Annotated in this window: 17 protein-coding genes, 3 tRNA genes and 1 riboswitch; of the genes, 16 read left to right on the top strand and 4 right to left on the bottom strand. The window is 60.4% G+C overall.

The genetic code is table 11. The features are described 5' to 3' along the window. The first annotated feature begins 15 nt into the window (after positions 1-15). Positions 16-780: an ABC transporter ATP-binding protein gene (locus M2401_RS20795; RefSeq protein ID WP_259105676.1), complete on the top strand. Its 765-nt coding sequence runs from the start codon at positions 16-18 to the stop codon at positions 778-780. A gap of 133 nt (positions 781-913) precedes the next feature. Further along, positions 914-1,897, top strand: a complete 984-nt coding sequence (gene argR / locus M2401_RS20790) for a transcriptional regulator ArgR (protein WP_259105674.1) — start codon at positions 914-916, stop codon at positions 1,895-1,897. 301 nt (positions 1,898-2,198) lie between these two features. Here argR and M2401_RS20785 read toward each other — a convergent pair whose 3' ends face one another. From M2401_RS20785 to M2401_RS20775, 3 genes are all read right to left on the bottom strand, one after another. Further along, positions 2,199-4,655: a TonB-dependent siderophore receptor gene (locus tag M2401_RS20785; protein WP_259105673.1), complete on the bottom strand. Its 2,457-nt coding sequence runs from the start codon at positions 4,653-4,655 to the stop codon at positions 2,199-2,201. 99 nt (positions 4,656-4,754) lie between these two features. Continuing rightward, positions 4,755-5,705, bottom strand: coding sequence for a FecR domain-containing protein (locus tag M2401_RS20780; protein WP_259105671.1), 951 nt, complete (start codon positions 5,703-5,705; stop codon positions 4,755-4,757). Positions 5,706-5,707: 2 nt separating this feature from the next. Next, the gene (locus tag M2401_RS20775) at positions 5,708-6,217 is read right to left on the bottom strand and encodes a sigma-70 family RNA polymerase sigma factor (protein WP_259105669.1); all 510 of its coding nucleotides are present in this window, start codon (positions 6,215-6,217) and stop codon (positions 5,708-5,710) included. A gap of 527 nt (positions 6,218-6,744) precedes the next feature. On the opposite strand from M2401_RS20775, the gene M2401_RS20770 reads away from it, so the two are divergent. The 7 genes from M2401_RS20770 (at position 6,745) to astE (ending at position 14,563) form a co-directional block, all read left to right on the top strand. Continuing rightward, the gene (locus tag M2401_RS20770; RefSeq protein ID WP_259105667.1) at positions 6,745-7,965 is read left to right on the top strand and encodes an aspartate aminotransferase family protein; all 1,221 of its coding nucleotides are present in this window, start codon (positions 6,745-6,747) and stop codon (positions 7,963-7,965) included. A 139-nt stretch (positions 7,966-8,104) separates the two neighbouring features. Next, the gene (aruF, locus tag M2401_RS20765) at positions 8,105-9,121 is read left to right on the top strand and encodes an arginine/ornithine succinyltransferase subunit alpha (RefSeq protein WP_259105665.1); all 1,017 of its coding nucleotides are present in this window, start codon (positions 8,105-8,107) and stop codon (positions 9,119-9,121) included. Positions 9,122-9,320: 199 nt separating this feature from the next. After that, positions 9,321-10,346: an arginine N-succinyltransferase gene (gene astA, locus M2401_RS20760; RefSeq protein ID WP_259105664.1), complete on the top strand. Its 1,026-nt coding sequence runs from the start codon at positions 9,321-9,323 to the stop codon at positions 10,344-10,346. Continuing rightward, positions 10,343-11,812, top strand: a complete 1,470-nt coding sequence (gene astD / locus M2401_RS20755) for a succinylglutamate-semialdehyde dehydrogenase (RefSeq protein WP_259105766.1) — start codon at positions 10,343-10,345, stop codon at positions 11,810-11,812. The genes astA and astD overlap by 4 nt, the downstream gene beginning before the upstream one ends. Before the next feature lie 60 nt (positions 11,813-11,872). Then, on the top strand, positions 11,873-13,219 hold the full coding sequence (gene astB / locus M2401_RS20750) for an N-succinylarginine dihydrolase (RefSeq protein WP_259105662.1): 1,347 nt from the start codon (positions 11,873-11,875) through the stop codon (positions 13,217-13,219). Positions 13,220-13,251: 32 nt separating this feature from the next. Continuing rightward, positions 13,252-13,542, top strand: a complete 291-nt coding sequence (locus M2401_RS20745; protein WP_259105660.1) for a topoisomerase II — start codon at positions 13,252-13,254, stop codon at positions 13,540-13,542. A gap of 13 nt (positions 13,543-13,555) precedes the next feature. After that, a complete protein-coding gene (gene astE, locus M2401_RS20740) occupies positions 13,556-14,563 on the top strand; it encodes a succinylglutamate desuccinylase (protein ID WP_259105658.1) in 1,008 nt (335 codons plus the stop codon). Positions 14,564-14,638: 75 nt separating this feature from the next. Here astE and M2401_RS20735 read toward each other — a convergent pair whose 3' ends face one another. After that, positions 14,639-15,148, bottom strand: coding sequence for a 6,7-dimethyl-8-ribityllumazine synthase (locus M2401_RS20735; RefSeq protein ID WP_259105656.1), 510 nt, complete (start codon positions 15,146-15,148; stop codon positions 14,639-14,641). Positions 15,149-15,265: 117 nt separating this feature from the next. Next, positions 15,266-15,427, bottom strand: a riboswitch (FMN riboswitch). 216 nt (positions 15,428-15,643) lie between these two features. On the opposite strand from M2401_RS20735, the gene ltaE reads away from it, so the two are divergent. The 7 genes from ltaE to M2401_RS20700 all read left to right on the top strand — a co-directional run bounded on the left by ltaE (position 15,644) and on the right by M2401_RS20700 (position 21,594). Further along, positions 15,644-16,648, top strand: a complete 1,005-nt coding sequence (gene ltaE, locus M2401_RS20730; protein ID WP_259105655.1) for a low-specificity L-threonine aldolase — start codon at positions 15,644-15,646, stop codon at positions 16,646-16,648. Between the two features lie 126 nt (positions 16,649-16,774). After that, positions 16,775-19,399, top strand: a complete 2,625-nt coding sequence (gene alaS / locus M2401_RS20725) for an alanine--tRNA ligase (protein WP_259105653.1) — start codon at positions 16,775-16,777, stop codon at positions 19,397-19,399. A gap of 92 nt (positions 19,400-19,491) precedes the next feature. Continuing rightward, entirely contained in the window at positions 19,492-20,724 is a 1,233-nt protein-coding gene (locus M2401_RS20720) for an aspartate kinase (protein ID WP_259105652.1), read from the top strand. 194 nt (positions 20,725-20,918) lie between these two features. Further along, positions 20,919-21,107: a carbon storage regulator CsrA gene (gene csrA / locus M2401_RS20715; protein WP_002554426.1), complete on the top strand. Its 189-nt coding sequence runs from the start codon at positions 20,919-20,921 to the stop codon at positions 21,105-21,107. Positions 21,108-21,169: 62 nt separating this feature from the next. Continuing rightward, a tRNA-Ser gene (locus tag M2401_RS20710) sits at positions 21,170-21,260 on the top strand. A 107-nt stretch (positions 21,261-21,367) separates the two neighbouring features. Further along, positions 21,368-21,444: transfer RNA gene (locus M2401_RS20705), tRNA-Arg, on the top strand. Positions 21,445-21,517: 73 nt separating this feature from the next. After that, a tRNA-Arg gene (locus M2401_RS20700) sits at positions 21,518-21,594 on the top strand. Positions 21,595-21,711: the final 117 nt, after the last annotated feature.

The raw sequence follows: 21,711 nt of genomic DNA, 5'->3' as shown, positions 1-21,711 counted from the left end.
TTGCGAGAGCCAAGCATGTACAAACTCGAAGTCCAGGACCTGCACAAGCGCTACGGCAGTCACGAAGTGCTCAAGGGTATTTCCATGACCGCCAAGGCCGGCGATGTGATCAGCATCATCGGCTCCAGCGGTTCGGGCAAAAGCACGTTTTTGCGCTGCATCAACCTGCTGGAGCAGCCCCATGCGGGCAAGATCCTGCTCAACAATGAAGAGTTGAAACTGGTGCCCAGCAAGGATGGCGGCCTGCGGGCGGCGGATCCTAAACAGTTGCAGCGTATGCGTTCGCGCCTGTCCATGGTGTTCCAGCACTTCAACCTGTGGTCGCACATGACGGCCCTGGAAAACATTATCGAAGCGCCGATCCATGTACTCGGCGTGCCGAAAAAGGAAGCCCTGGAAAAGGCCGAGCATTACCTGGCCAAGGTCGGCGTGGCTCATCGCAAGGATGCCTACCCTGGGCATATGTCCGGTGGTGAGCAGCAGCGCGTGGCGATTGCCCGGGCTTTGGCGATGGAGCCGGAAGTCATGCTGTTCGATGAACCGACCTCGGCGCTGGACCCGGAACTGGTGGGCGATGTGCTCAAGGTTATGCAGGCCCTGGCTCAGGAAGGCCGCACCATGGTGGTGGTGACCCACGAAATGGGCTTTGCCCGCGAGGTCTCCAATCAGTTGGTGTTCCTGCATAAAGGTCTGGTCGAAGAGCGCGGCAACCCGCGGGAAGTGTTGGTCAATCCGCAGTCGGAGCGTTTGCAGCAGTTTCTTTCCGGCAGCCTAAAGTGATACCCGGCGTCGTTTGACGATGCCTTTTGTAAAAGAACCGGTCATGCTGCGCTTCATTTGAAGAACCGGGTTACTCCTGATCGGGCGCCGAGTCGCCTGAACCACTTGTGCAACACGTTTCGGACTTCACTCAATGACTGCTCATCGAATAGGTTTTCTGATCTGGCCCAGCACCAAAGCCCTGACTCTGGCGCTGGCTGAAGAAGCCCTGCGCGTGGCCCAGCGGGTGCATCCGGACGTGACCTACGAACTGTCATTTCTGCAGGCCGAATCGCCGACGGAAGGCGGTGCATGGCAATTGCCGGGCGAGCCATGGGCAGGGCGCCTGGAAGGCTGTCAGAAGTTGTTCCTGCTGGCTGATGAACCGCCCGCGCCCATGAGCTCGTTGCTGAGCAGCGCCCTCAAGCAACTGGTGCGCAGCGGTTGCCAGATCGGCGGCTTGTCGGCGGGGATCTATCCGTTGGCGCAACTGGGCCTGCTCGATGGCTATCGTGCTGCCGTGCACTGGCGCTGGCAGGATGATTTCAGCGAGCGTTTCCCCAAGGTCATCGCCACCAGCCATCTGTTCGACTGGGACCGTGATCGCCTCACGGCTTGCGGCGGCATGGCGGTGCTTGACCTGCTGCTGGCGGTACTGGCCCGTGACCACGGCGCCGAACTGGCCGGTGCGGTGTCGGAAGAACTGGTGGTGGAGCGTATTCGCGAAGGCGGCGAGCGCCAGCGTATTCCGTTGCAGAACCGCCTGGGCTCCAGCCATCCAAAGCTGACTCAGGCCGTGCTGTTGATGGAAGCCAATATCGAAGAGCCCCTGACCACCGACGAAATCGCCCAGCATGTCTGCGTGTCGCGCCGTCAACTGGAGCGGATCTTCAAGCAATACCTCAATCGCGTGCCAAGCCAGTACTACCTGGAACTGCGCCTGAACAAGGCCCGACAGATGCTGATGCAGACCAGCAAATCGATAATCCAGATCGGCCTGTCCTGCGGCTTCTCCTCCGGCCCGCACTTCTCCAGCGCCTACCGCAATTTCTTCGGCGCCACCCCCCGCGAAGACCGCAATCAACGCCGCAGCAGCAGCCCGTTTGAACTGTCGTCGGTGCCCGCCGAGCGCGGCTGATTCCGCAAAAACAACACAATCCCGGTGGGAGCAGGCTTGCCTGCAAATACGCGCAAACGACATAGAACTTGTGAGAACTGTCCCGCCGCTAATGTGCCGCTATGTCGCGCAGCAAACACTAACCGGGGCAGGGGCAAATCTTGTGGGAGCGAATTCATTCGCGAGGAGGCCGGTGAATTCGCAGCATCTTCATCGCCTGGAACACCGCTTTCGCGAATGAATTCGCTCCCACAGAGTCTTTGTCATTCAGTACGTTGCGCGTTGTTTGATGAGAGCGAGGCCTGTGCCTGTTATTCGACGATCACCACGAATACTTGACGCTGGTCAGCACGATCCGTCGCAGCCCCGGGTAGCACTCGTACAGGTCGTCGCAGGTGGCGGTGTAGGTCTTGTTGAACAGGTTCTGCGCGTTCACTGCCAGGGTCACGTTCTTGTTCAACGGGTAGCTGGCGCCCGCGTCGAACAGGGTGTAGCTGTCGACGTGGAACGTGTTGTCGTTATCGCCGTACAGCTCGCCGGTATAGCGCGCGCCGCCGCCCAGGCTCAGGCCGTTGAGCAGACTGTCGTGGAAGGTGTAGTTCAACCAGGCGGAGGCCATGTTTTTCGGCACGTTGGCCGGGCGGTTGCCCTGGTCGCCGCGGGTGCTCTTGGTGATTTCGGCGTCGGTGTAGGTATAGGAAGCAATCAGGTCCCAATTCTGGTCGATGCGCGCCTTGATCTCGGCTTCGATGCCCCGTGATTTCTGTTCACCCGAGGCGACGCTGAAACCGGTGATCACGCCATTGACCACTTCGTTGGTCAGCACGTTGGTCTTGGTCAGGTCGTAGGCGGCCACGGTCATCAGGATGGCGTCGGTAGGCTGGTACTTCACGCCGACTTCCCACTGATGCGCCATGCTCGGGTCGAAGGCGCTGGCGCGGCTGTCGGTGCCGGTGTTAGGGGTGAAGGATTCGGCGTAGCTGACATAGGGCGCCAGGCCGAAATCGGTAACGTAGGTCAGGCCCAGGCGACCGGTGAAAGCGTTGTCTTTCTGGGTGGACGAGGCGCCGACGTGGTTATCCATGGCATTGCGCACGTAGTCGTAACGCCCGCCCGCCGTCAGAATCCAGTGATCGTCGAATTTGATCTGATCCTGCACATAACCGCCTACCTGCTCGATATTCTGGTCGTAGTCGATGGTGCTCAGGCTGTTGGCGGCGCTGGGCCGGGTGACGTCCTTGCCGTACTGCGGGTTGTAGATATTCAGGCTCGGCCCGAGGTTGCGCCAGCGGGCGATATCAGCGTCTTGCCAGGTGTAGTCGACGCCCATCAATAGCTTGTGGATCAGCGGGCCAGTGTTGAAATCGGCCTGCAACTGGTTGTCCAGATTGAACGCATCCATGTGCTGATCGAAGCGGTCGGCGGCGCGGGTCACGTTGCCGGTGCTGGGATTGATGCTGCCGGGCAGCAGGTTCTGGAAGATCACGTCGACCTGACCGTAGCGGGCATTCTGGCGAAACTCCCAGGTCTCGTTGAGGCGGTGACGCAATTCATAGCCCAGGCTGTATTGCTCCTGGTTCAGGTGATTGAAGCTGTGATCGCCCAGCAACGTGCTGGTGGTATGGCCGTCCAGTGTGCTGTAGGCAAACACCGAACCCCCGTTTTTGTCCCGCGCAAAGTTGGTCAGCAGGGTGAGGCTGGTGTCTTCGTCCGGCGCCCAGGTAAAGGACGGCGCTATATAAAGGTGATCGTCTTTGAGTTCGTGACCGTCGCTGTAATCCACTTGCGTGTTGGCGTCCCGCGCCAGGCCAACCACGCGGTAAAGCAGGTGCTGGTCATCACTCAGGCTGCCGCCGATATCGAACTGGCCTTGCCGACGATCGTTGTTACCGGCAGTGAGCTCGACTTCGTTGACGTGATTGGCTTCTGGTTTCTTGCTGACCCGGTTGATGATGCCGCCAGCATCGCCCTGGCCAAACAGGCTTGAGGCCGGGCCGCGCACGACGTCGATGCGGTCATAGGCGTAGGGTTCGCTGCGGAAAAACGCATAGCTGTTGTTCTGCTGGCGCAGACCGTCCAGGTAGTCGCTGCTGGCCTGGCCGTTGAAGCCGCGAATGTACAGCCAGTCGAAACCCTTGGGGTCCAGGCCGTAGGCTTCAACCTTGACGCCGGGCACGTAGCGCAGGGCGTTGGTCACCGTCTGCGCACCCTGAGCCTGCATTTGCTGGCGGGTGATCACCGATACTGATTGTGGGATTTCGATGATAGGCGTGTCGGTCTTGCTCCCCGATGCAGTGCGCAGAGCGACGTAGCTATCGACAGGGCCGCCTGCCGATTCGCCCGCGCGCCCGGAAATACTGGTCGGCTCCAGTTGCACGGTATCGCCCTCGGCTTTGGCGATCAGGGAGTAGCTGCCATTGGCCAGGGGCACAGCCTGCAATTTGCTGCCCGCCAGAAGTTGGCGCAGCCCGGCGTCTACCGTATAGCGACCCTGCAAGCCCTGGGATTTCTGCCCCTGGGCGACGCTCGGTGCAAAGGAAATATTCACCCCGGCTGCTGTAGCGAATTGCGCCAGGGCAGTATTCATGGCGCCAGCGGGAATATCGAATTCGCTTTCCACGCGGCTCTCGGCCAGGGCAGCGGGTGCGGCGGCGAGCATAGCCAGCGGTGCGCCCAGCAGCATGCCCAGGGCGACCCGTTGAATGGCACGGGTCAGGGCAGACGGCGCGGGAGCAAAACGGCTGGAAGTATTACGATCGGTGAGCTGATAAGCGGACATGCAGTTTCCTTTCGCCTTTGGCAGGGTGGCGGCGTCTGTAGCGCCTCTATCTACCAAGTCGAACGAGAATCAGAATCGACAACACCTTGTGCGTTTTTTTTAAACTGCTTCGACACTGGCCCAGAAACGGCTGAATCGACGAATGCGCACGGGCAGGGTGGAGGTGAGGTTTTCCAGGATGACGTCGGTATCGATCAGATGAAACGCCCCGGAAATACGCAGCTGCGCCACGGCCGGATCGCAGCCCAGATGGCCGGGGCGGTAGCGTTGCAACTCGCCGATAAAGTCGTCCAGGCGCCAGTTGTCCACCACCAGCATGTCCCGGACCCAGGCGTCGGCCTGGGGTGTAGCGGCTTGCACGCTGCCCATTTTGTCTTCGCCGAAACTCAATTGCTGACCGGCCTCGACCCGCACGGCGGTGCTCGGGCTGGCATTGCGTACTTCGACGGCATGTTCCAGCACGCAGACCCGGGTCTGTCCGACTTCTCTGCGCACGATGAAGCGCGTGCCCAGGGCGCGAATACTGCCTTCGGCGGTGTGTACGACAAAGGGCCGGGACAGATTATCGCGGGCGGTTTCGATAAGGATCTCGCCCCTGAGCAGACGCAGTTCCCGCAGGCTTGGGCTATAGCGTATGTCCAATGCCGTGGCGGTGTTGAGTTGCACATGGCCGCCATCCTCGAGGCGTATCCGTCGACGTTCGCCAACGTCGGTGCGCTGGTCGGCCATCAGCGTCGGTAGCGGCGTGGTCCGCCAGGCCAGGGCACCACTTGCGCCAGCGGCCAGCAGGATCGACAGCACTTTCAATACTTCCCGGCGCTTGGCCCGGGCGTTGGTCAGGGTCGGCCGGGCGATGCCGGGGCTGACTCGGTCGAAGCGTTCCTGCAAACGGCCCAGGCGTTCCCAGGCCAGGCGATGGCGCGGGTCATGTTCAAGCCAGCGGCGATGGGCTTCGTGGGTGGCTTCGGTGGATTCCTCACAACGCAGGTCGATGTACCAGCGGGCGGCGGCTTCGAGGGTGGCGTGGTCCAGTGCTGGAGCGGCAGCCATGCTTATTCCTCCACGGCCAGCAGGCAATGGGTCAGGGCGCGCACGGCATGTTTCTTCACCGTATTGACCGACACATTCAACTGACGGCCGATCTCCACGTAGCTCAAGCCGTCGAGTTGGGCCATGAGAAAAATCTCCCGGGTGCGTCCGCCCAGGCCGTCGAGCAATTGGTCAATCTCCACCAGAGTCTCGAGAATCAGCAGCCGGGTCTCCGGGGAAATATCCACCGCCTCGGGGCGGGCGGCGAGGGTTTCCAGGTAAGCCTGCTCCAGCGCCCGGCGGCGAAAGGTATCGATCATCAGGCTGCGGGCAATGGTGCTCAGATAAGCACGCGGTTCACGCAGCTCCTGAGCCTTACGCTGAGTCAGCACGCGAATGAAGGTGTCCTGAGCCAGGTCCGCCGCATGGTCGACACAGCCAAGCTTTTTGCGCAGCCACCCGCAGAGCCAGTGATGGTGCTCTTGGTAAAGAGACTGCACGGCCTGGTGTTGGGAAAGGTCAACGGAGAACATGGCGTGAACCTGAGATTGCTTATGATAATGAATCTCATTTTCGTGATTGGCGAAACATTTGGCAAGGGTTGCCGTCGTCAATGACCGTACGGCCTGGCGTAGGACCGGCTTTAGCCGGGAGAGCGTCATCAGTTGCAAAGACCCCCTCCCGGCTAAAGCCGGTCCTACGGATAAGGGGGCAGATCTGTAGGAGCGAGGCTTGCCCGCGAAGAGGCCGGTCCTGTCGATACATTTATGGAGTCTCACACACCGCCTTCGCGGGCAAGCCTCGTTGCCACGACTGCATGCGCTCTGGCCTTATTGATGTATCCCGCCAAATCAAATCATCTGTATCTGCAACAACCCGCCACCAACGTTTAAACTGCGCCTTTGTGACGGTATATGTCGCATTGCCGAAAGCCTTGAAAAAACCGGGTTTTGCGCTGTAACAAGTTGTCGCTTGGCGGCAAGGCCGAACATGAATCTGTCCTTACAATCCTTCCATCGCTCGCCAGTTCCAGGTGGGCGTTCCTCTTCAGGAGACTCCGATGTCCGTTGAGCAAGCACCAGTGCACCGCGCCGATTTCGACCAGGTAATGGTCCCTAACTATGCACCGGCCGCTTTTATCCCCGTGCGTGGTCTCGGTTCCCGTGTGTGGGACCAGGCGGGTCGTGAGCTGGTGGACTTCTCCGGCGGTATTGCCGTGAACGTGCTGGGCCATTGCCATCCGGCGCTGGTCGGGGCATTGACCGTGCAGGGCAATCAGCTGTGGCATGTCTCCAACGTCTTCACCAATGAGCCGGCCCTGCGCCTGGCCAAGAAACTGGTGGACGCAACCTTCGCCGAGCGCGTGTTCTTCTGTAACTCCGGCGCCGAAGCCAACGAGGCCGCTTTCAAGCTGGCCCGTCGCGTGGCGTTTGAGCTGTACGGCGAAGAGAAGTACGAAATCGTTGCTGCCCTCAACAGCTTCCACGGTCGTACCCTGTTCACCGTGACCGTGGGCGGCCAGTCCAAGTATTCCGACGGTTTCGGGCCGAAGATTACTGGCATCAAGCATGTGCCGTTCAACGATCTGGACGCCCTGAAAGCTGCAGTGTCCGACAAGACCTGCGCCGTGGTGCTGGAGCCGATCCAGGGTGAAGGTGGCGTACTGCCGGCTGACCTGGCTTACCTGCAAGGCGCCCGCGCGCTGTGCGACCAGTTCAACGCGCTGCTGGTGTTCGACGAAGTGCAGAGCGGCATGGGCCGCAGCGGCGAGTTGTTCGCCTACATGCACTATGGCGTGACCCCGGACATTCTCTCCAGTGCCAAGAGCATCGGCGGCGGTTTCCCGATGGCGGCCATGATGACCACCGAGAAACTGGCCAAGCACCTGGGCGTCGGCGTCCACGGCACGACCTATGGCGGCAACCCCCTGGCTTGCGCCGTAGGCAACGCGGTCATGGACGTGGTCAACACCCCTGAAGTGTTGGCCGGCGTGAAAGCCAAGCATCAGCTGTTCCGCACCCGCCTCGAGAAAATCGGCGAGCAGTACGGTGTGTTCAGCGAAGTGCGCGGCATGGGCCTGTTGATCGGCTGCGTGCTGACCGATGCCTGGAAAGGCAAGGCCAAGGACATTTTCAATGCGGCAGAGCAGCAGGACCTGATGATTCTGCAAGCCGGTCCTGACGTAGTTCGCTTCGCCCCAAGCCTGGTCATCGAAAACGCGGATATCGAAGAAGGTTTGAACCGCTTCGAACGCGCCATCATCAAGCTGACCCAGGCCTGATACACCCGTTATACCCGCCGATGCCCCGCGACGGGCATCGGCCTTTTTCCCTCGTGCCAGGCGGCCATTGCCGCGTGGCGCTTTTTTGTCCGGCCGGTCGTAATCGGTCTGTTTTTCCGCAAGGTTAAGGAGTGACACCATGCTGGTGATGCGCCCCGCGCAAATGGCTGATCTGGCCGAGGTTCAACGCCTCGCTGCCGACAGCCCGATTGGTGTCACATCCCTGCCGGATGATGCTGGCCGTTTGGGCGACAAGATTTCTGCCTCGGAAGCCTCGTTTGCCGCCGAAGTCAGTTTCAATGGCGAGGAAAGCTATTTCTTCGTCCTCGAAGACAGTGACAGTGGGCGACTGGTGGGCTGTTCCGGGATTGTGGCTTCGGCGGGTTATTCCGAGCCGTTCTACAGCTTCCGCAACGAAACCTTCGTCCATGCTTCCCGCGAGCTGAAGATTCACAACAAGATTCACGTGCTCTCCCAGTGCCATGATCTGACCGGCAACAGCCTGCTCACCAGTTTCTATGTGGTCCCGGAGCTGGTCGGTACGCCCTGGTCGGAACTCAATTCCCGTGGCCGCCTGATGTTCGTCGCGTCCCACCCCGAGCGTTTCGCTGATTCGGTGGTGACCGAGATCGTCGGCTACAGCGATGAAAATGGCGATTCGCCATTTTGGGATGCCATTGGCCGCAACTTCTTCGACCTCAATTACGCGGAAGCCGAGCGCCTGTGCGGCCTGAAAAGCCGGACGTTCCTCGCTGAGCTGATGCCGCACTATCCGATCTATGTGCCGCTGCTGCCGGACGCCGCTCAGGAATCCATGGGCCAGGTGCATCCACGGGCGCAGATCACCTTCGACATCCTGATGCGCGAAGGCTTCGAGACCGATCACTACATCGACATCTTCGACGGCGGGCCGACCCTGCATGCGCGGGTCTCGGGGATTCGTTCGATTGCCCAGAGCCGCGTCGTGCCGGTCAAGGTGGGCGAGCCGGGTAAAGGCGGGCGCCTGTATCTGGTGGCCAACGGCCAATTGCAGGACTACCGCGCCGTGCTGCTGGAGCTGGACTGGGCACCGGGTAAACCGGTGTTGCTGCCCGCGGAAGCGGCTGAGGCGTTAGGAGTGGGCGAGGCTGCCAGCGTGCGGATTGTTGCGGTTTGAAAACTACTGCGCTCGACAATACTGCGTTAAAAACAGGCTCGGAATGCTCATTTAGGTTCCCTAAACTCCGCTTCCTCGCCTGTTTTTGCCTTGTCTTGTCTTCGCTCGTGACGTTTTCAAAAGGTTTGTTTTGGCTGCTGAATATTGAGTTTGCGAGTTTCGCGGGTCGCCCCGAAGGCGCCCGTGTCGAGGAGATAGCATGATCGTTCGTCCCGTACGCAACAGTGACCTGCCGGCGCTGATCGAGCTGGCGCGCAACACCGGCGCCGGTTTGACCACCTTGCCTGCCAATGAAAAGCGCCTGGCGCACCGGGTCGGCTGGGCCGAGAAAACCTTTCGGGGCGAAGCCGAGCGCGGCGACGCGGACTATCTGTTCGTACTCGAGGACGATCAGGAGCGGGTCGTCGGCATTTCCGCCATTGCCGGTGCGGTCGGCCTGCGGGAGCCCTGGTACAACTACCGGGTCGGCCTGACGGTCAGCGCCTCCCAAGAGCTGAATATCTACCGCGAGATTCCAACGCTGTTTCTGGCCAACGACCTGACCGGCAACTCCGAGCTGTGCTCGCTGTTCCTGCACAGCGACTTCCGTACCGGTCTTAACGGTCGCCTGCTGGCCAAGTCGCGAATGTTGTTCATCGCCGAGTTCCCGCAGTTGTTCGGCCCCAAAATCATCGCCGAGATGCGTGGCATGTCCGACGAGAACGGCCGTTCGCCGTTCTGGGAAAGCCTGGGCCGGCACTTCTTCAAGATGGAGTTCAGCCAGGCCGACTACCTGACCGGTGTCGGTAATAAGGCGTTCATTGCCGAGCTGATGCCCAAGTTCCCGCTGTACAGCTGCTTCCTGTCCGAAACTGCGCGTGAAGTCATTGGTCGCGTGCATGCCGATACCGAGCCAGCCCTGACCATGCTCAAAAGCGAGGGCTTCAGCTACCAGGGCTATGTCGATATCTTCGACGCCGGCCCGGCAGTGGAATGCGAGACCCGCAAGATTCGCGCGGTCCACGACAGTCAGGCGCTAGTCCTGGCCATCGGCACCCCGGGCGACGACGCCACGCCTTTCCTGATTCATAACCGCAAGCGCGAAGAGTGTCGCATTACCGTCGGCCCTGGCCGTTTCGCCGCTGGCACTTTGGTGGTGGACCCGCTGACCGCGCGCCGCCTGCGTCTGAATGCCGGTGATCAGGTGCGTGCCGTGCCTCTGTCGGCGAACAAGGAGTCGGTCTGATGAGCACCTTGTATATCGCCGGGGCCTGGCAGGCCGGGCAGGGTGATGCGTTTGAATCCTTGAATCCTGTGACTCAGCGAGTGGTCTGGAGTGGGCAGGGTGCCACCGAGGCTCAGGTTGATGCCGCAGTCAAAGCGGCGCGCCAGGCTTTTCCGGCCTGGGCGACGCGTTCTCTTGATGAGCGCATTGCCGTGCTGGAAGCCTTTGCCGCCAGCCTGAAAAGCCATGCTGATGAACTGGCCCATTGCATCGGTGAGGAAACCGGCAAGCCGCTGTGGGAATCGGCGACGGAAGTCACCAGCATGATCAACAAGGTGGCGATCTCGGTGCAGAGCTACCGTGAGCGCACCGGCGAGAAAAGCGGCCCGCTGGGCGATGCTTCGGCGGTGCTGCGGCACAAGCCCCACGGCGTGGTCGCGGTATTTGGCCCTTACAATTTTCCCGGCCACCTACCCAACGGCCATATCGTCCCGGCGTTGCTGGCCGGTAACGCGGTGCTGTTCAAGCCGAGCGAGCTGACGCCGAAAGTCGCCGAGCTGACGGTCAAGTGCTGGATCGAAGCCGGCTTGCCTGCCGGTGTCCTGAACCTGTTGCAGGGCGCCCGGGAAACCGGCATCGCCCTGGCCGCGAACAACGGCATCGACGGCCTGTTCTTCACCGGTTCCAGCCGTACCGGCAACGCCCTGCACCAACAGTTCGCCGGGCGCCCGGACAAGATCCTGGCCCTGGAAATGGGCGGCAACAACCCGCTGGTGGTGGATCAGGTACAGGACGTCGATGCGGCGGTGTACACGGTGATTCAGTCGGCGTTCATTTCCGCCGGGCAGCGTTGCACCTGTGCGCGCCGCCTGCTGGTGCCGCAAGGGGTGTGGGGCGATGCCTTCCTGGAACGACTGGTGGCTGTGACTGAAACCATCCAGGTCGGTGCTTTCGACCAACAGCCTGCGCCGTTCATGGGCTCGGTGATATCCCTGCATGCGGCGCAAGCCCTGCTCGCCGCTCAGGAGCAACTGCTGGCCAATGGTGCCGTCAGTCTGCTGCCAATGACCCAACCGCTGGCCACTGCCGCCTTGCTGACACCGGGAATTGTCGATGTCAGCGAGGTCAGCGATCGTCTTGACGAGGAGCTGTTTGGGCCGTTGCTGCAAGTGGTGCGCTATAGCGATTTCGACGGGGCGATTGCCGAAGCCAATGACACCCAGTACGGCCTGGCGGCCGGTCTGCTGTCCGATTCCGAGGCGCGCTACCAGCAGTTCTGGCTGCAAAGCCGGGCCGGTATCGTCAACTGGAACAAGCAGCTGACCGGTGCCGCCAGTACTGCGCCTTTCGGTGGCGTCGGAGCTTCGGGCAATCACCGCGCCAGCGCCTACTACGCGGCGGACTACTGCGCGTACCCGGTGGCGTCGCTTGAGGCTGCCGCCCTGACCTTGCCTGCCACCCTGACGCCGGGCATCAGCTTGTCCTGATTCGCGACCGCCTTGTGATGTGCCGTAGCTGTATAAAAATAGATCCATGGAGCCAAGCCGATGAAATCCTGTGAAGTCAACTTTGACGGTTTAGTGGGGCCCACCCACAACTACGGCGGGCTGTCCTACGGCAACGTCGCGTCCCAGAGCAACAGCCAGCAGACCTCCAACCCCCGTGAGGCGGCATTGCAGGGCCTGGCCAAGATGAAAGCGCTGATGGATATGGGCTTCACCCAGGGCGTGCTGGCACCCCAGGAACGCCCGGATATTGCCGGCCTGCGCAAGCTGGGCTTCAGCGGCACTGACGCCGAAGTGATCGCCAAGGTGGCGAAACAGGATATGCCGCTGCTGGTGGCCAGTTGCTCGGCGTCGAGCATGTGGGTGGCCAACGCCGCCACCGTCAGCCCCAGCGCCGATACCGCTGACGGCCGCGTGCATTTCACCGCCGCCAACCTCAACTGCAAATACCACCGCAGCATCGAGCACCCGACCACCAGCCGTGTATTGCAGGCGATGTTTGCCGATCAGCAGCATTTTGCCCATCACGCCGCCTTGCCTGCCGTTGCCCAGTTCGGCGACGAGGGCGCGGCCAACCATACGCGTTTCTGCCGTGACTATGGCGATGCCGGGGTGGAGTTCTTTGTGTTCGGTCGCAGTGCCTTCGATACCCGTTACCCGGCGCCGCAGAAATACCCGGCACGGCAGACTCTGGAAGCGTCCCAGGCCGTGGCCCGGCTGCATGGCCTGAGTGCCGAGGGCGTGGTCTACGGCCAGCAGAACCCGGCAGTGATCGATCAGGGGGTGTTCCATAACGACGTAATTGCAGTCGGCAATGGCGAAGTTCTGTTCTATCACGAGGACGCCTTCCTCAATACCGAGGCCCTGGTGGCCGAACTGCACGACAAGCTCAGCCGTCGCGGTGGGCGTCTGCAAGCCATTTGCGTACCCCGCGCTGAAGTGGCGGTGGAGGACGCGGTGCGTTCCTACCTCTTCAACAGCCAGTTGCTGGCGCGTGGCGATGGCTCGATGCTGCTGATCGTGCCGGAAGAGTGCCGGGCCAACGAACGGGTCTGGAACTACCTGCAACGCTTGATCGCCGACGAGAGCCCGATCGCCGAGGTCAAGGTCTTCGATCTCAAGCAGAGCATGCAGAACGGCGGCGGCCCGGCGTGTCTACGCCTGCGCGTGGCGCTCAAGGACACTGAGCTGGCAGCGGTCAACCCCGGCGTGATCATGACCGCGCCGCTGTACGACAGCCTGACCCAGTGGGTCGACCGTCATTACCGCGACCGCATGGGCGAAAACGACCTGACTGATCCACAATTGCTCCTTGAATGCCGTACGGCACTGGATGAACTGACGCAAATCCTTAAACTGGGCGCCGTTTATCCGTTTCAGCTGGGCTGAAACCCTTTTTCATCTTTACGAGAAGTCAGACCATGAGCGATTCCCTGCAGTTGATCCTTGAAGACACCGATGGCACCCAGCTGGAAACTTCCTGCACCCGCGTTGCCGTTATCTGGCAGGGCAAGGAGCTGTGGATTCAGCAGGACGGCCGTGGCCAGTTGCTGATCGGCGTCGATGTCGAGGAAGGTGATGCCGAATACGCCAACCTGCTGCTGCGTCCACTGGCCACCAATCTGGTCAGCCTGCAACTGGAAATGGAACCGGCGGACATGGGTGACAACGAAGACCACGTCCACGGCCCCGACTGCAATCACGATCACTGATAAGGAGTAGCGGATGCTCGCCCTCGGCAAACTGCTTGAACTGACCCTGGCCGGGCGCGAGCCTGCGGAAAAGACTCAACTGACCGCCGACGGCACGCGTCTGCGCTGGCTCGGTGAGGGTGCGCTGGAAGTGCGCCCGCCCGATGCCCGGGATAACGCCACGGACCTGTTGCTGTCCGCTGGCATCCACGGCAATGAAACCGCCCCGATCGAGCTGTTGGATGAGCTGATCCAGGGCATCGCCCGTGGCCAGTTGAAGCCACGGGCACGCATTCTGTTCCTGTTTGGTAACCCCGAGGCCATGCGCTGCGGCGAGCGTTACATCGAGCAGGACGTCAACCGGCTGTTCAACGGTCGGCATGAATTCGCCATCGGCAGTGAGGCCATGCGCGCTGCGGAACTGGAACGCCTGGCTGCCAGCTTCTTCAGTCTCGAAGGTCGCCAGCGCGTGCATTACGACCTGCATACGGCGATTCGTGGCTCGAAGATTGAACAGTTCGCCCTCTACCCCTGGAAGGATGGGCGCAGGCATTCGCGCCGTGAGCTGGCCCGCCTGCGCGCTGCGGGCATGACCGCGGTGCTGCTGCAAAACAAGGCGTCGATTGTCTTCAGTGCCTACACCTACGACCAGTTGGGCGCCGAAGCCTTCACTCTGGAACTGGGCAAGGCGCGGCCATTCGGGCAGAACCAGGACGTCAACCTGACGCTGCTGCGCCAACGTCTGCAATTGATGATCGAGGGCAATGAGCCCGAAGCCGAGGAATCCCTGGACGGCTTGCAGCTGTTCAGCGTCGCCCGGGAAATCATCAAGCGCAGCGATGCCTTCACTCTCAACCTGACGGCGGATGTGGAGAATTTTTCGCTGTTGGAAAAAGGCTACCTGTTGGCTCAGGACCCTGGGCACCCATCGTGGGTGATCGAGGAAGAGGGCGCTCGCATCATCTTTCCCAACCCCAACGTCAAGAATGGCCTGCGGGCGGGGATTCTGATTGTGCCGGCGGGTGAAGACGCCCTGATCTGAAGCAGCCCTGTAGGACCGGCCTCAGCCGGGAGAGCGACCTCGCGGCTGAAGCCGCTCCTACGGATTATGTTTCAATCAAACTGCGCGCTTGTGCAACTCATGGTTACGAATCGCGCGCAGCTTGCTCAGGGTGTCGGCGCAGGTTTTTGCGGCTTCCTGGCCCTTGTGCACGAAGTGCTGGAAGAAATAGTTGTGGTGCTCTTCGCCGCCATGGAAGTGGTGCGGGGTCAGGACCACGGAGAATACCGGCACTTCGGTTTCCAGCTGGACCTGCATCAGCCCGCTGATCACGGATTGGGCAACGAATTCGTGGCGATAAATGCCGCCGTCCACGACCAGACCCGCAGCCACGATGCCGGCATAACGGCCGGAGTTGGCCAGCAGTTTGGCGTGCAGCGGAATTTCAAAGGCGCCGCCGACTTCGAAGAAGTCGATGTCCTGTTCGGTATAGCCGTGGGCAGCCATTTCGGTGACGAAGCCTTTACGGCTCTGATCGACGATATCTTTGTGCCAGCAAGCCTGAATGAACGCGATACGTTCGTTCGAATGGTTTTTGCTTTTGCTGTCGATTGCGGTGGGTTGCATCTGTTCTGACTCCTGTTTATGAAAAAAACAGGGCATTTTGGATCGAATGGGATTTCCGGCAGCCGCCAGCCTTGCGCGCACGTCGTCGTGCGCAGAAAGTAGCAGCCCTGTTGCCAATCCCGTTCTCTCTTCATCCGGACTATGACCGTCGGCCCCGGAATCACACCGGGTCTGCTAGACCTTGGCCGTTGCCGAAGCAAGTGGACAAGCGCTCGCGGGCTAGACGCTTTGCACGTCATTACCGCCGGTGGGGAATTACGCCCCGCCCTGAGAACGTTGCTGACACAATCGGTGTCGGCGCGCAGTTTTTAACATAGATTTTCGAGAAGTGCATCGACACTTTCGTGCAGTAGACCTGCGCTTTTCTTATATAAAGGCTCTTTATTAGCGATTGCAGGCCTTGATTATCCGGCCTTTGAGCCTCAGTAATGCCTTGTTTACGCCTCATGAATACGTTCAGTATTGAGGTTCGATTTTTTTCAGGGAGCTTTGACCGTGACCGCTATCGATTTGCGCAGTGACACCGTGACCCAGCCCACCGCCGGCATGCGCGAAGCCATGGCCCAGGCGCCTCTGGGCGATGATGTCTATGGTGAGGACCCGACGGTCAACCGTCTCGAGGCATTCCTGGCCGAACGCCTGGGTTTTGCTGCGGCGTTGTTCGTACCCACGGGCACCATGAGCAACCTGTTGGGCCTGATGGCCCATTGCGAGCGCGGCGACGAGTACATCGTCGGTCAGCAGGCTCATACCTACAAATACGAAGGCGGTGGCGCGGCAGTGCTGGGTTCGATCCAGCCGCAGCCGCTGGAAGTGCAGGCCGACGGTTCGCTTGATCTTGATCAGGTAGTCGGCGCAATCAAGGCAGATGATTTCCACTTTGCCCGTACCCGCCTGCTGGCGCTGGAGAACACCATGCAGGGCAAGGTCCTGCCGCTGGAGTATCTCGCTGCGGCGCGCAAAGTCACCACCGAGCAAGGCCTGGCCCTGCATCTGGATGGCGCGCGCCTGTATAACGCAGCGGTCAAGCTGGGCGTTGATGCCCGGGAGATTACCCGGCATTTCGATTCGGTCTCGGTGTGTCTGTCCAAGGGCCTCGGCGCGCCGGTCGGCTCGGTCCTGTGTGGCTCCGAAGCATTGATCGGCAAAGCCCGGCGCCTGCGCAAAATGGTCGGCGGCGGGATGCGCCAAGCCGGTCTGCTGGCGGCCGCGGGCCTGTATGCCCTGGAACACCAGGTCGAACGCCTGGCCGATGACCACGCCAATGCCGCTCTCCTGGCCAAAGGGCTGAGCGAGCTGGGCTATGAGGTCGAGCCGGTGCAGACCAATATGGTCTATGTGCAGATTGGCGATCAGGCCCAGGCGCTGAAAAACTTCTGTGCCGAACAGGGCATCGTGCTCAGTGCCGCGCCGCGCTTGCGCATGGTCACCCACCTGGATGTGTCCCGTGCCGGGATTGAGCAGGTGGTCGCCGCATTCGCCCGGTTTAGAGCGCAATAATCGACCGATAATCCAGTTGCTTGTTTCTATCGTACAAACAGACTGTACCGACAGCGCAACGCCTATATAATGCGGCCCTTTGCAAGTCGTACTTGCCTTTGCCCGCAATCGCCGTGGAAGAACCTAATGAAAAGCGCAGAAATCCGTGAAGCCTTCCTGAGCTTCTTCGAAGAGCAAGGCCACACCCGTGTCGCCTCCAGCTCGCTGATCCCGGGCAACGACCCCACCCTGCTGTTCACCAACGCGGGCATGAACCAGTTCAAGGATTGCTTCCTGGGCCAGGAAAAGCGCGCCTACACCCGCGCGGTCAGCAGCCAGAAGTGCGTGCGCGCAGGCGGCAAGCACAATGACCTGGAAAACGTCGGTTACACCGCACGTCACCATACCTTCTTCGAAATGCTCGGCAACTTCAGCTTCGGTGATTACTTCAAGCGCGATGCGATCACCTACGCCTGGACCTTCCTGACCTCGGACAAGTGGCTGAACCTGCCCAAGGAAAAGCTCTGGGTCACGGTCTACGCCAGCGATGACGAAGCCTACGACATCTGGACCAAGGAAATCGGTGTGCCGGCCGAGCGCATGGTCCGTATCGGTGACAACAAGGGCGCGCCGTACGCTTCCGACAACTTCTGGACCATGGGCGATACCGGCCCGTGCGGTCCTTGCACCGAGATCTTCTACGACCACGGCGCCGACATCTGGGGCGGCCCACCGGGCTCGCCGGAAGAAGACGGCGACCGTTACATCGAGATCTGGAACAACGTCTTCATGCAGTTCAACCGCACCGCCGATGGCGTGCTGCACCCGCTGCCTGCGCCGTCGGTGGACACCGGCATGGGCCTGGAGCGGATCAGCGCCGTACTGCAGCACGTGCATTCGAACTACGAGATCGACCTGTTCCAGAGCCTGCTGAGCGCGTCGGCTGCAGCCATCGGTTGCAGCAATGACAACCAACCGTCGCTGAAAGTCGTGGCCGACCACATCCGTTCTTGCGGTTTCCTGATCGCTGATGGCGTGCTGCCGTCCAACGAAGGCCGCGGCTATGTGTTGCGCCGCATCATTCGTCGCGCCTGCCGTCACGGCAACAAACTGGGCGCCAAGGGCAGCTTCTTCTATCAGATCGTTGCCGCGCTGGTCACCGAGATGGGTATTGCCTTCCCGGAACTGAATTCCCAACAGGCGCACATCGAGCGCGTTCTGAAAGCCGAAGAAGAGCAGTTCGCCAAGACCCTGGAGCAGGGCCTGAAGATCCTCGAGCAGGATCTGTCCGACCTCAAAGGCACGGTGATTCCGGGCGACGTGGTGTTCAAACTGTATGACACCTACGGTTTCCCGATGGACCTGACCGGCGACATCGCCCGTGAGCGCAACCTGACCCTCGATGAGGAAGGTTTCGAGCGCGAGATGGAAGCCCAGCGCGTGCGTGCCCGTTCGGCCAGCTCGTTCGGCATGGACTACAACAGCCTGGTCAAGGTTGACGTGGCCACCGAGTTCACCGGCTACAAGGCGACTCGTGGCAGCGCCAAAATCGTTGCCCTCTATAAAGAAGGCCAGTCGGTCGAGCAATTGAACGAAGGCGACGAGGGCGTTGTGATCCTCGATACCACGCCGTTCTATGCTGAATCCGGCGGCCAGATCGGTGATTGCGGCTTCCTCCAGGCCGGTGCCGTACGTTTCGACGTGCGCGATACCACCAAGACTGGCGGCGCTTTCCTGCACCACGGTGTAGTCGCGAGCGGCAGCCTCAAGGTTGGCGCCCAGGTAGAAGCAGAGGCCGAGGCTGACGTCCGTCAGGCCACATCCCTGAACCACTCGGCCACTCACTTGCTGCACGCAGCCCTGCGCCAGGTGCTGGGTGATCACGTTCAGCAGAAAGGTTCGTTGGTCGACAGCCAACGCCTGCGTTTCGACTTCAGCCACTTCGAAGCGATCAAGCCGGAGCAGATCAAGGCCCTGGAAGAAATCGTCAACGCCGAAGTGCGCAAGAACACCCCGGTCGAGACCGAAGAAACCGATATCGAGACCGCCAAGAAGAAGGGCGCCATGGCGCTGTTCGGTGAGAAGTACGGCGACAGCGTGCGTGTGCTGAGCATGGGCGGTGATTTCTCCGTCGAACTTTGCGGCGGTATCCACGCCAACCGTACCGGCGACATCGCGCTGTTCAAGATCACCAGCGAAGGCGGTGTGGCGGCAGGCGTGCGTCGTATCGAAGCAGTGACCGGCGCAGCAGCCCTGGCCTACCTCAACGGTGCCGAAGAACAACTCAAGGAAGCCGCGACCCTGGTCAAGGGCAATCGCGACAACCTGTTGGACAAGCTGAGCGCGGTGCTCGAACGCAACCGCCAGCTGGAAAAACAACTGGAACAACTGCAAGCCAAGGCCGCCAGCGCTGCGGGCGACGACCTGTCGTCCTCGGCCGTGGACGTCAAGGGCGTCAAGGTGCTCGCTGCACGCCTGGACGGTCAGGATGGCAAGGCGCTGCTGGCGCTGGTCGACCAGTTGAAGAACAAGCTCGGCCGCGCAGTGATCCTGCTCGGCGGGGTCCATGAGGACAAGGTTGTCTTGGTCGCCGGTGTGACCAAGGACCTGACTGGCCAACTCAAAGCCGGTGATTTGATGAAGCAAGCGGCGGCCGCCGTGGGTGGTAAAGGCGGCGGTCGTCCTGACATGGCGCAAGGTGGCGGTGTCGATGCAGCGGCTCTGGACGCGGCGCTGGCACTGACGGTTCCTTTCGTCGAGCAGGGTATTTAAGTCGACCTCCCGGCCCGCTGTTCGCGGCGGGCCGTGTTGTTGGGTTCGAACGTTTTAATGGCGCCCTTCGTGGGCTCTGAGGCGGCTTTGAGATGGCTTTGATCGTACAGAAATTTGGAGGCACCTCCGTGGGCTCTGTCGAGCGCATCGAGCAGGTAGCCGACAAAGTCAAAAAATTCCGCGAGTCGGGCGACGACCTGGTGGTCGTGCTGTCCGCCATGAGCGGTGAAACCAACCGTCTGATCGATCTGGCCAAACAGATCAGCGATCAGCCGGTTCCGCGCGAGCTGGATGTGATTGTGTCCACCGGCGAGCAGGTGACGATTGCCCTGCTGGCCATGGCGCTGATCAAGCGCGGCGTGCCAGCGGTGTCGTACACCGGTAATCAGGTGCGCATTCTTACCGACAGCGCGCACAACAAGGCGCGTATCCTGCAGATCGACGACCAGAAAATCCGCTCCGACCTCAAGGCCGGTCGCGTGGTAGTGGTAGCCGGTTTCCAGGGTGTCGACGAGAACGGCAATATCACCACCCTGGGTCGTGGCGGTTCGGATACCACGGGCGTGGCACTGGCTGCCGCCCTGAAGGCTGATGAGTGCCAGATCTACACCGATGTCGATGGTGTCTACACCACGGATCCACGTGTGGTGTCCCAGGCCCAGCGCCTGGACAAGATCACCTTCGAAGAGATGCTGGAAATGGCCAGCCTCGGTTCCAAGGTCCTGCAAATCCGTGCGGTGGAATTCGCCGGCAAGTACAACGTCCCGCTGCGCGTTCTGCACAGCTTCAAGGAGGGGCCGGGCACCCTCATTACTATTGATGAAGAGGAATCCATGGAACAGCCGATCATTTCCGGCATCGCCTTCAACCGCGATGAAGCCAAGCTGACCATCCGTGGCGTGCCAGACACCCCGGGCGTGGCCTTCAAGATCCTCGGCCCGATCAGCGCCGCCAATATCGAAGTCGACATGATCGTGCAGAACGTTGCGCACGATAACACCACCGACTTCACCTTCACCGTGCACCGCAACGACTACCTCGCGGCGCTGCAGGTGCTGGAAAACACCGCTCGCGAAATCGGTGCCCGTGAAGTCAAGGGTGATACCAAGATCGCCAAGGTTTCCATCGTCGGTGTCGGCATGCGTTCCCACGCAGGTGTTGCCAGCCGCATGTTCGAAGCCCTGGCCAAGGAGAGCATCAATATCCAGATGATCTCTACGTCGGAAATCAAGGTTTCCGTGGTCATCGAAGAGAAGTACCTGGAGCTGGCTGTGCGTGCACTGCACACCGCTTTCGAGCTCGACGCTCCCCGCCAGGGCGAGTAATGCTGGATCCAGAGGCGCGGTCTTCCGTCAGGCAGGCCGCGCCTTTGCGCTTTTACCGGTTCTGCACATAAAGTCTGCTGTTTTGCCCGCACTGGTCAATACTCAGGCTTGGCACACCACATGTTTGCGCGTGGGGCTGTGCCTGGGGGTTGTGCAGACAGTAGTCCCTGAATGTATTGAGTGAGGAGAAAGGTATGCTGATTCTGACTCGTCGGTGCGCGGAAAGCCTGATCATCGGTGACGGTGAAATCACGGTTACAGTGCTTGGCGTCAAGGGCAATCAGGTGCGTATTGGTGTCAATGCGCCCAAGGAAGTGGCTGTTCACCGCGAAGAGATTTACCTGCGAATCAAGAAAGAGAAGGACGAGGAACCAAGCCATTAATTTTTATTGAATTTTTGGTTTGCAAACGGGGAAAAGGGTGGTTATTATACGCCCCGTGTTGCGGAGAGCTGGCCGAGTGGCCGAAGGCGCTCCCCTGCTAAGGGAGTACACCTCAAAAGGGTGTCGGGGGTTCGAATCCCCCGTTCTCCGCCATTATTTACTTAGTGCGTTGAATCTGGCTTGAGCTGTAAGTGATTGAATTTACTAGCAAAAAGCGCTTTACAAAGAGATTTAACGACCTATAATGCGCGGCAACAAATGCACTCGTAGCTCAGCTGGATAGAGTACTCGGCTACGAACCGAGCGGTCACAGGTTCGAATCCTGTCGAGTGCACCATTTACAAGGTTGTTTACAGTAATGTAGATAACTGGCTTTAACCAGGGGTAATCTGGTTTATCAAGTACCACATGCACTCGTAGCTCAGCTGGATAGAGTACTCGGCTACGAACCGAGCGGTCACAGGTTCGAATCCTGTCGAGTGCACCATACACCAAAAAGCCCATATCGAAAGATATGGGCTTTTTGCTTTTCAGCGTCTTTTATCTGGAATGAGATCGCGTAGGAGCTGCCGTAGGCTGCGAATGGGTCTATCTGATGCGCCGC

Source organism: Pseudomonas sp. JUb42 (assembly GCF_024807945.1).
In the GTDB taxonomy this organism is placed as follows: Bacteria; Pseudomonadota; Gammaproteobacteria; order Pseudomonadales; family Pseudomonadaceae; genus Aquipseudomonas.
Note: the sequence above shows the minus strand (reverse complement) of the source record. Positions and strands in the feature narration are given on the sequence as shown.

Excerpts from the sequence above, each read along its gene's own strand:
- M2401_RS20795 (WP_259105676.1), top strand. The coding sequence starts at position 16 with ATGTACAAACTCGAAGTCCAGGACCTGCACAAGCGCTACGGCAGTCAC.
- argR (WP_259105674.1), top strand. The coding sequence starts at position 914 with ATGACTGCTCATCGAATAGGTTTTCTGATCTGGCCCAGCACCAAAGCC.
- M2401_RS20785 (WP_259105673.1), bottom strand. The coding sequence starts at position 4,655 with ATGTCCGCTTATCAGCTCACCGATCGTAATACTTCCAGCCGTTTTGCT.
- M2401_RS20780 (WP_259105671.1), bottom strand. The coding sequence starts at position 5,705 with ATGGCTGCCGCTCCAGCACTGGACCACGCCACCCTCGAAGCCGCCGCC.
- M2401_RS20775 (WP_259105669.1), bottom strand. The coding sequence starts at position 6,217 with ATGTTCTCCGTTGACCTTTCCCAACACCAGGCCGTGCAGTCTCTTTAC.
- M2401_RS20770 (WP_259105667.1), top strand. The coding sequence starts at position 6,745 with ATGTCCGTTGAGCAAGCACCAGTGCACCGCGCCGATTTCGACCAGGTA.
- aruF (WP_259105665.1), top strand. The coding sequence starts at position 8,105 with ATGCTGGTGATGCGCCCCGCGCAAATGGCTGATCTGGCCGAGGTTCAA.
- astA (WP_259105664.1), top strand. The coding sequence starts at position 9,321 with ATGATCGTTCGTCCCGTACGCAACAGTGACCTGCCGGCGCTGATCGAG.
- astB (WP_259105662.1), top strand. The coding sequence starts at position 11,873 with ATGAAATCCTGTGAAGTCAACTTTGACGGTTTAGTGGGGCCCACCCAC.
- M2401_RS20745 (WP_259105660.1), top strand. The coding sequence starts at position 13,252 with ATGAGCGATTCCCTGCAGTTGATCCTTGAAGACACCGATGGCACCCAG.
- astE (WP_259105658.1), top strand. The coding sequence starts at position 13,556 with ATGCTCGCCCTCGGCAAACTGCTTGAACTGACCCTGGCCGGGCGCGAG.
- M2401_RS20735 (WP_259105656.1), bottom strand. The coding sequence starts at position 15,148 with ATGCAACCCACCGCAATCGACAGCAAAAGCAAAAACCATTCGAACGAA.
- alaS (WP_259105653.1), top strand. The coding sequence starts at position 16,775 with ATGAAAAGCGCAGAAATCCGTGAAGCCTTCCTGAGCTTCTTCGAAGAG.
- M2401_RS20720 (WP_259105652.1), top strand. The coding sequence starts at position 19,492 with ATGGCTTTGATCGTACAGAAATTTGGAGGCACCTCCGTGGGCTCTGTC.
- csrA (WP_002554426.1), top strand. The coding sequence starts at position 20,919 with ATGCTGATTCTGACTCGTCGGTGCGCGGAAAGCCTGATCATCGGTGAC.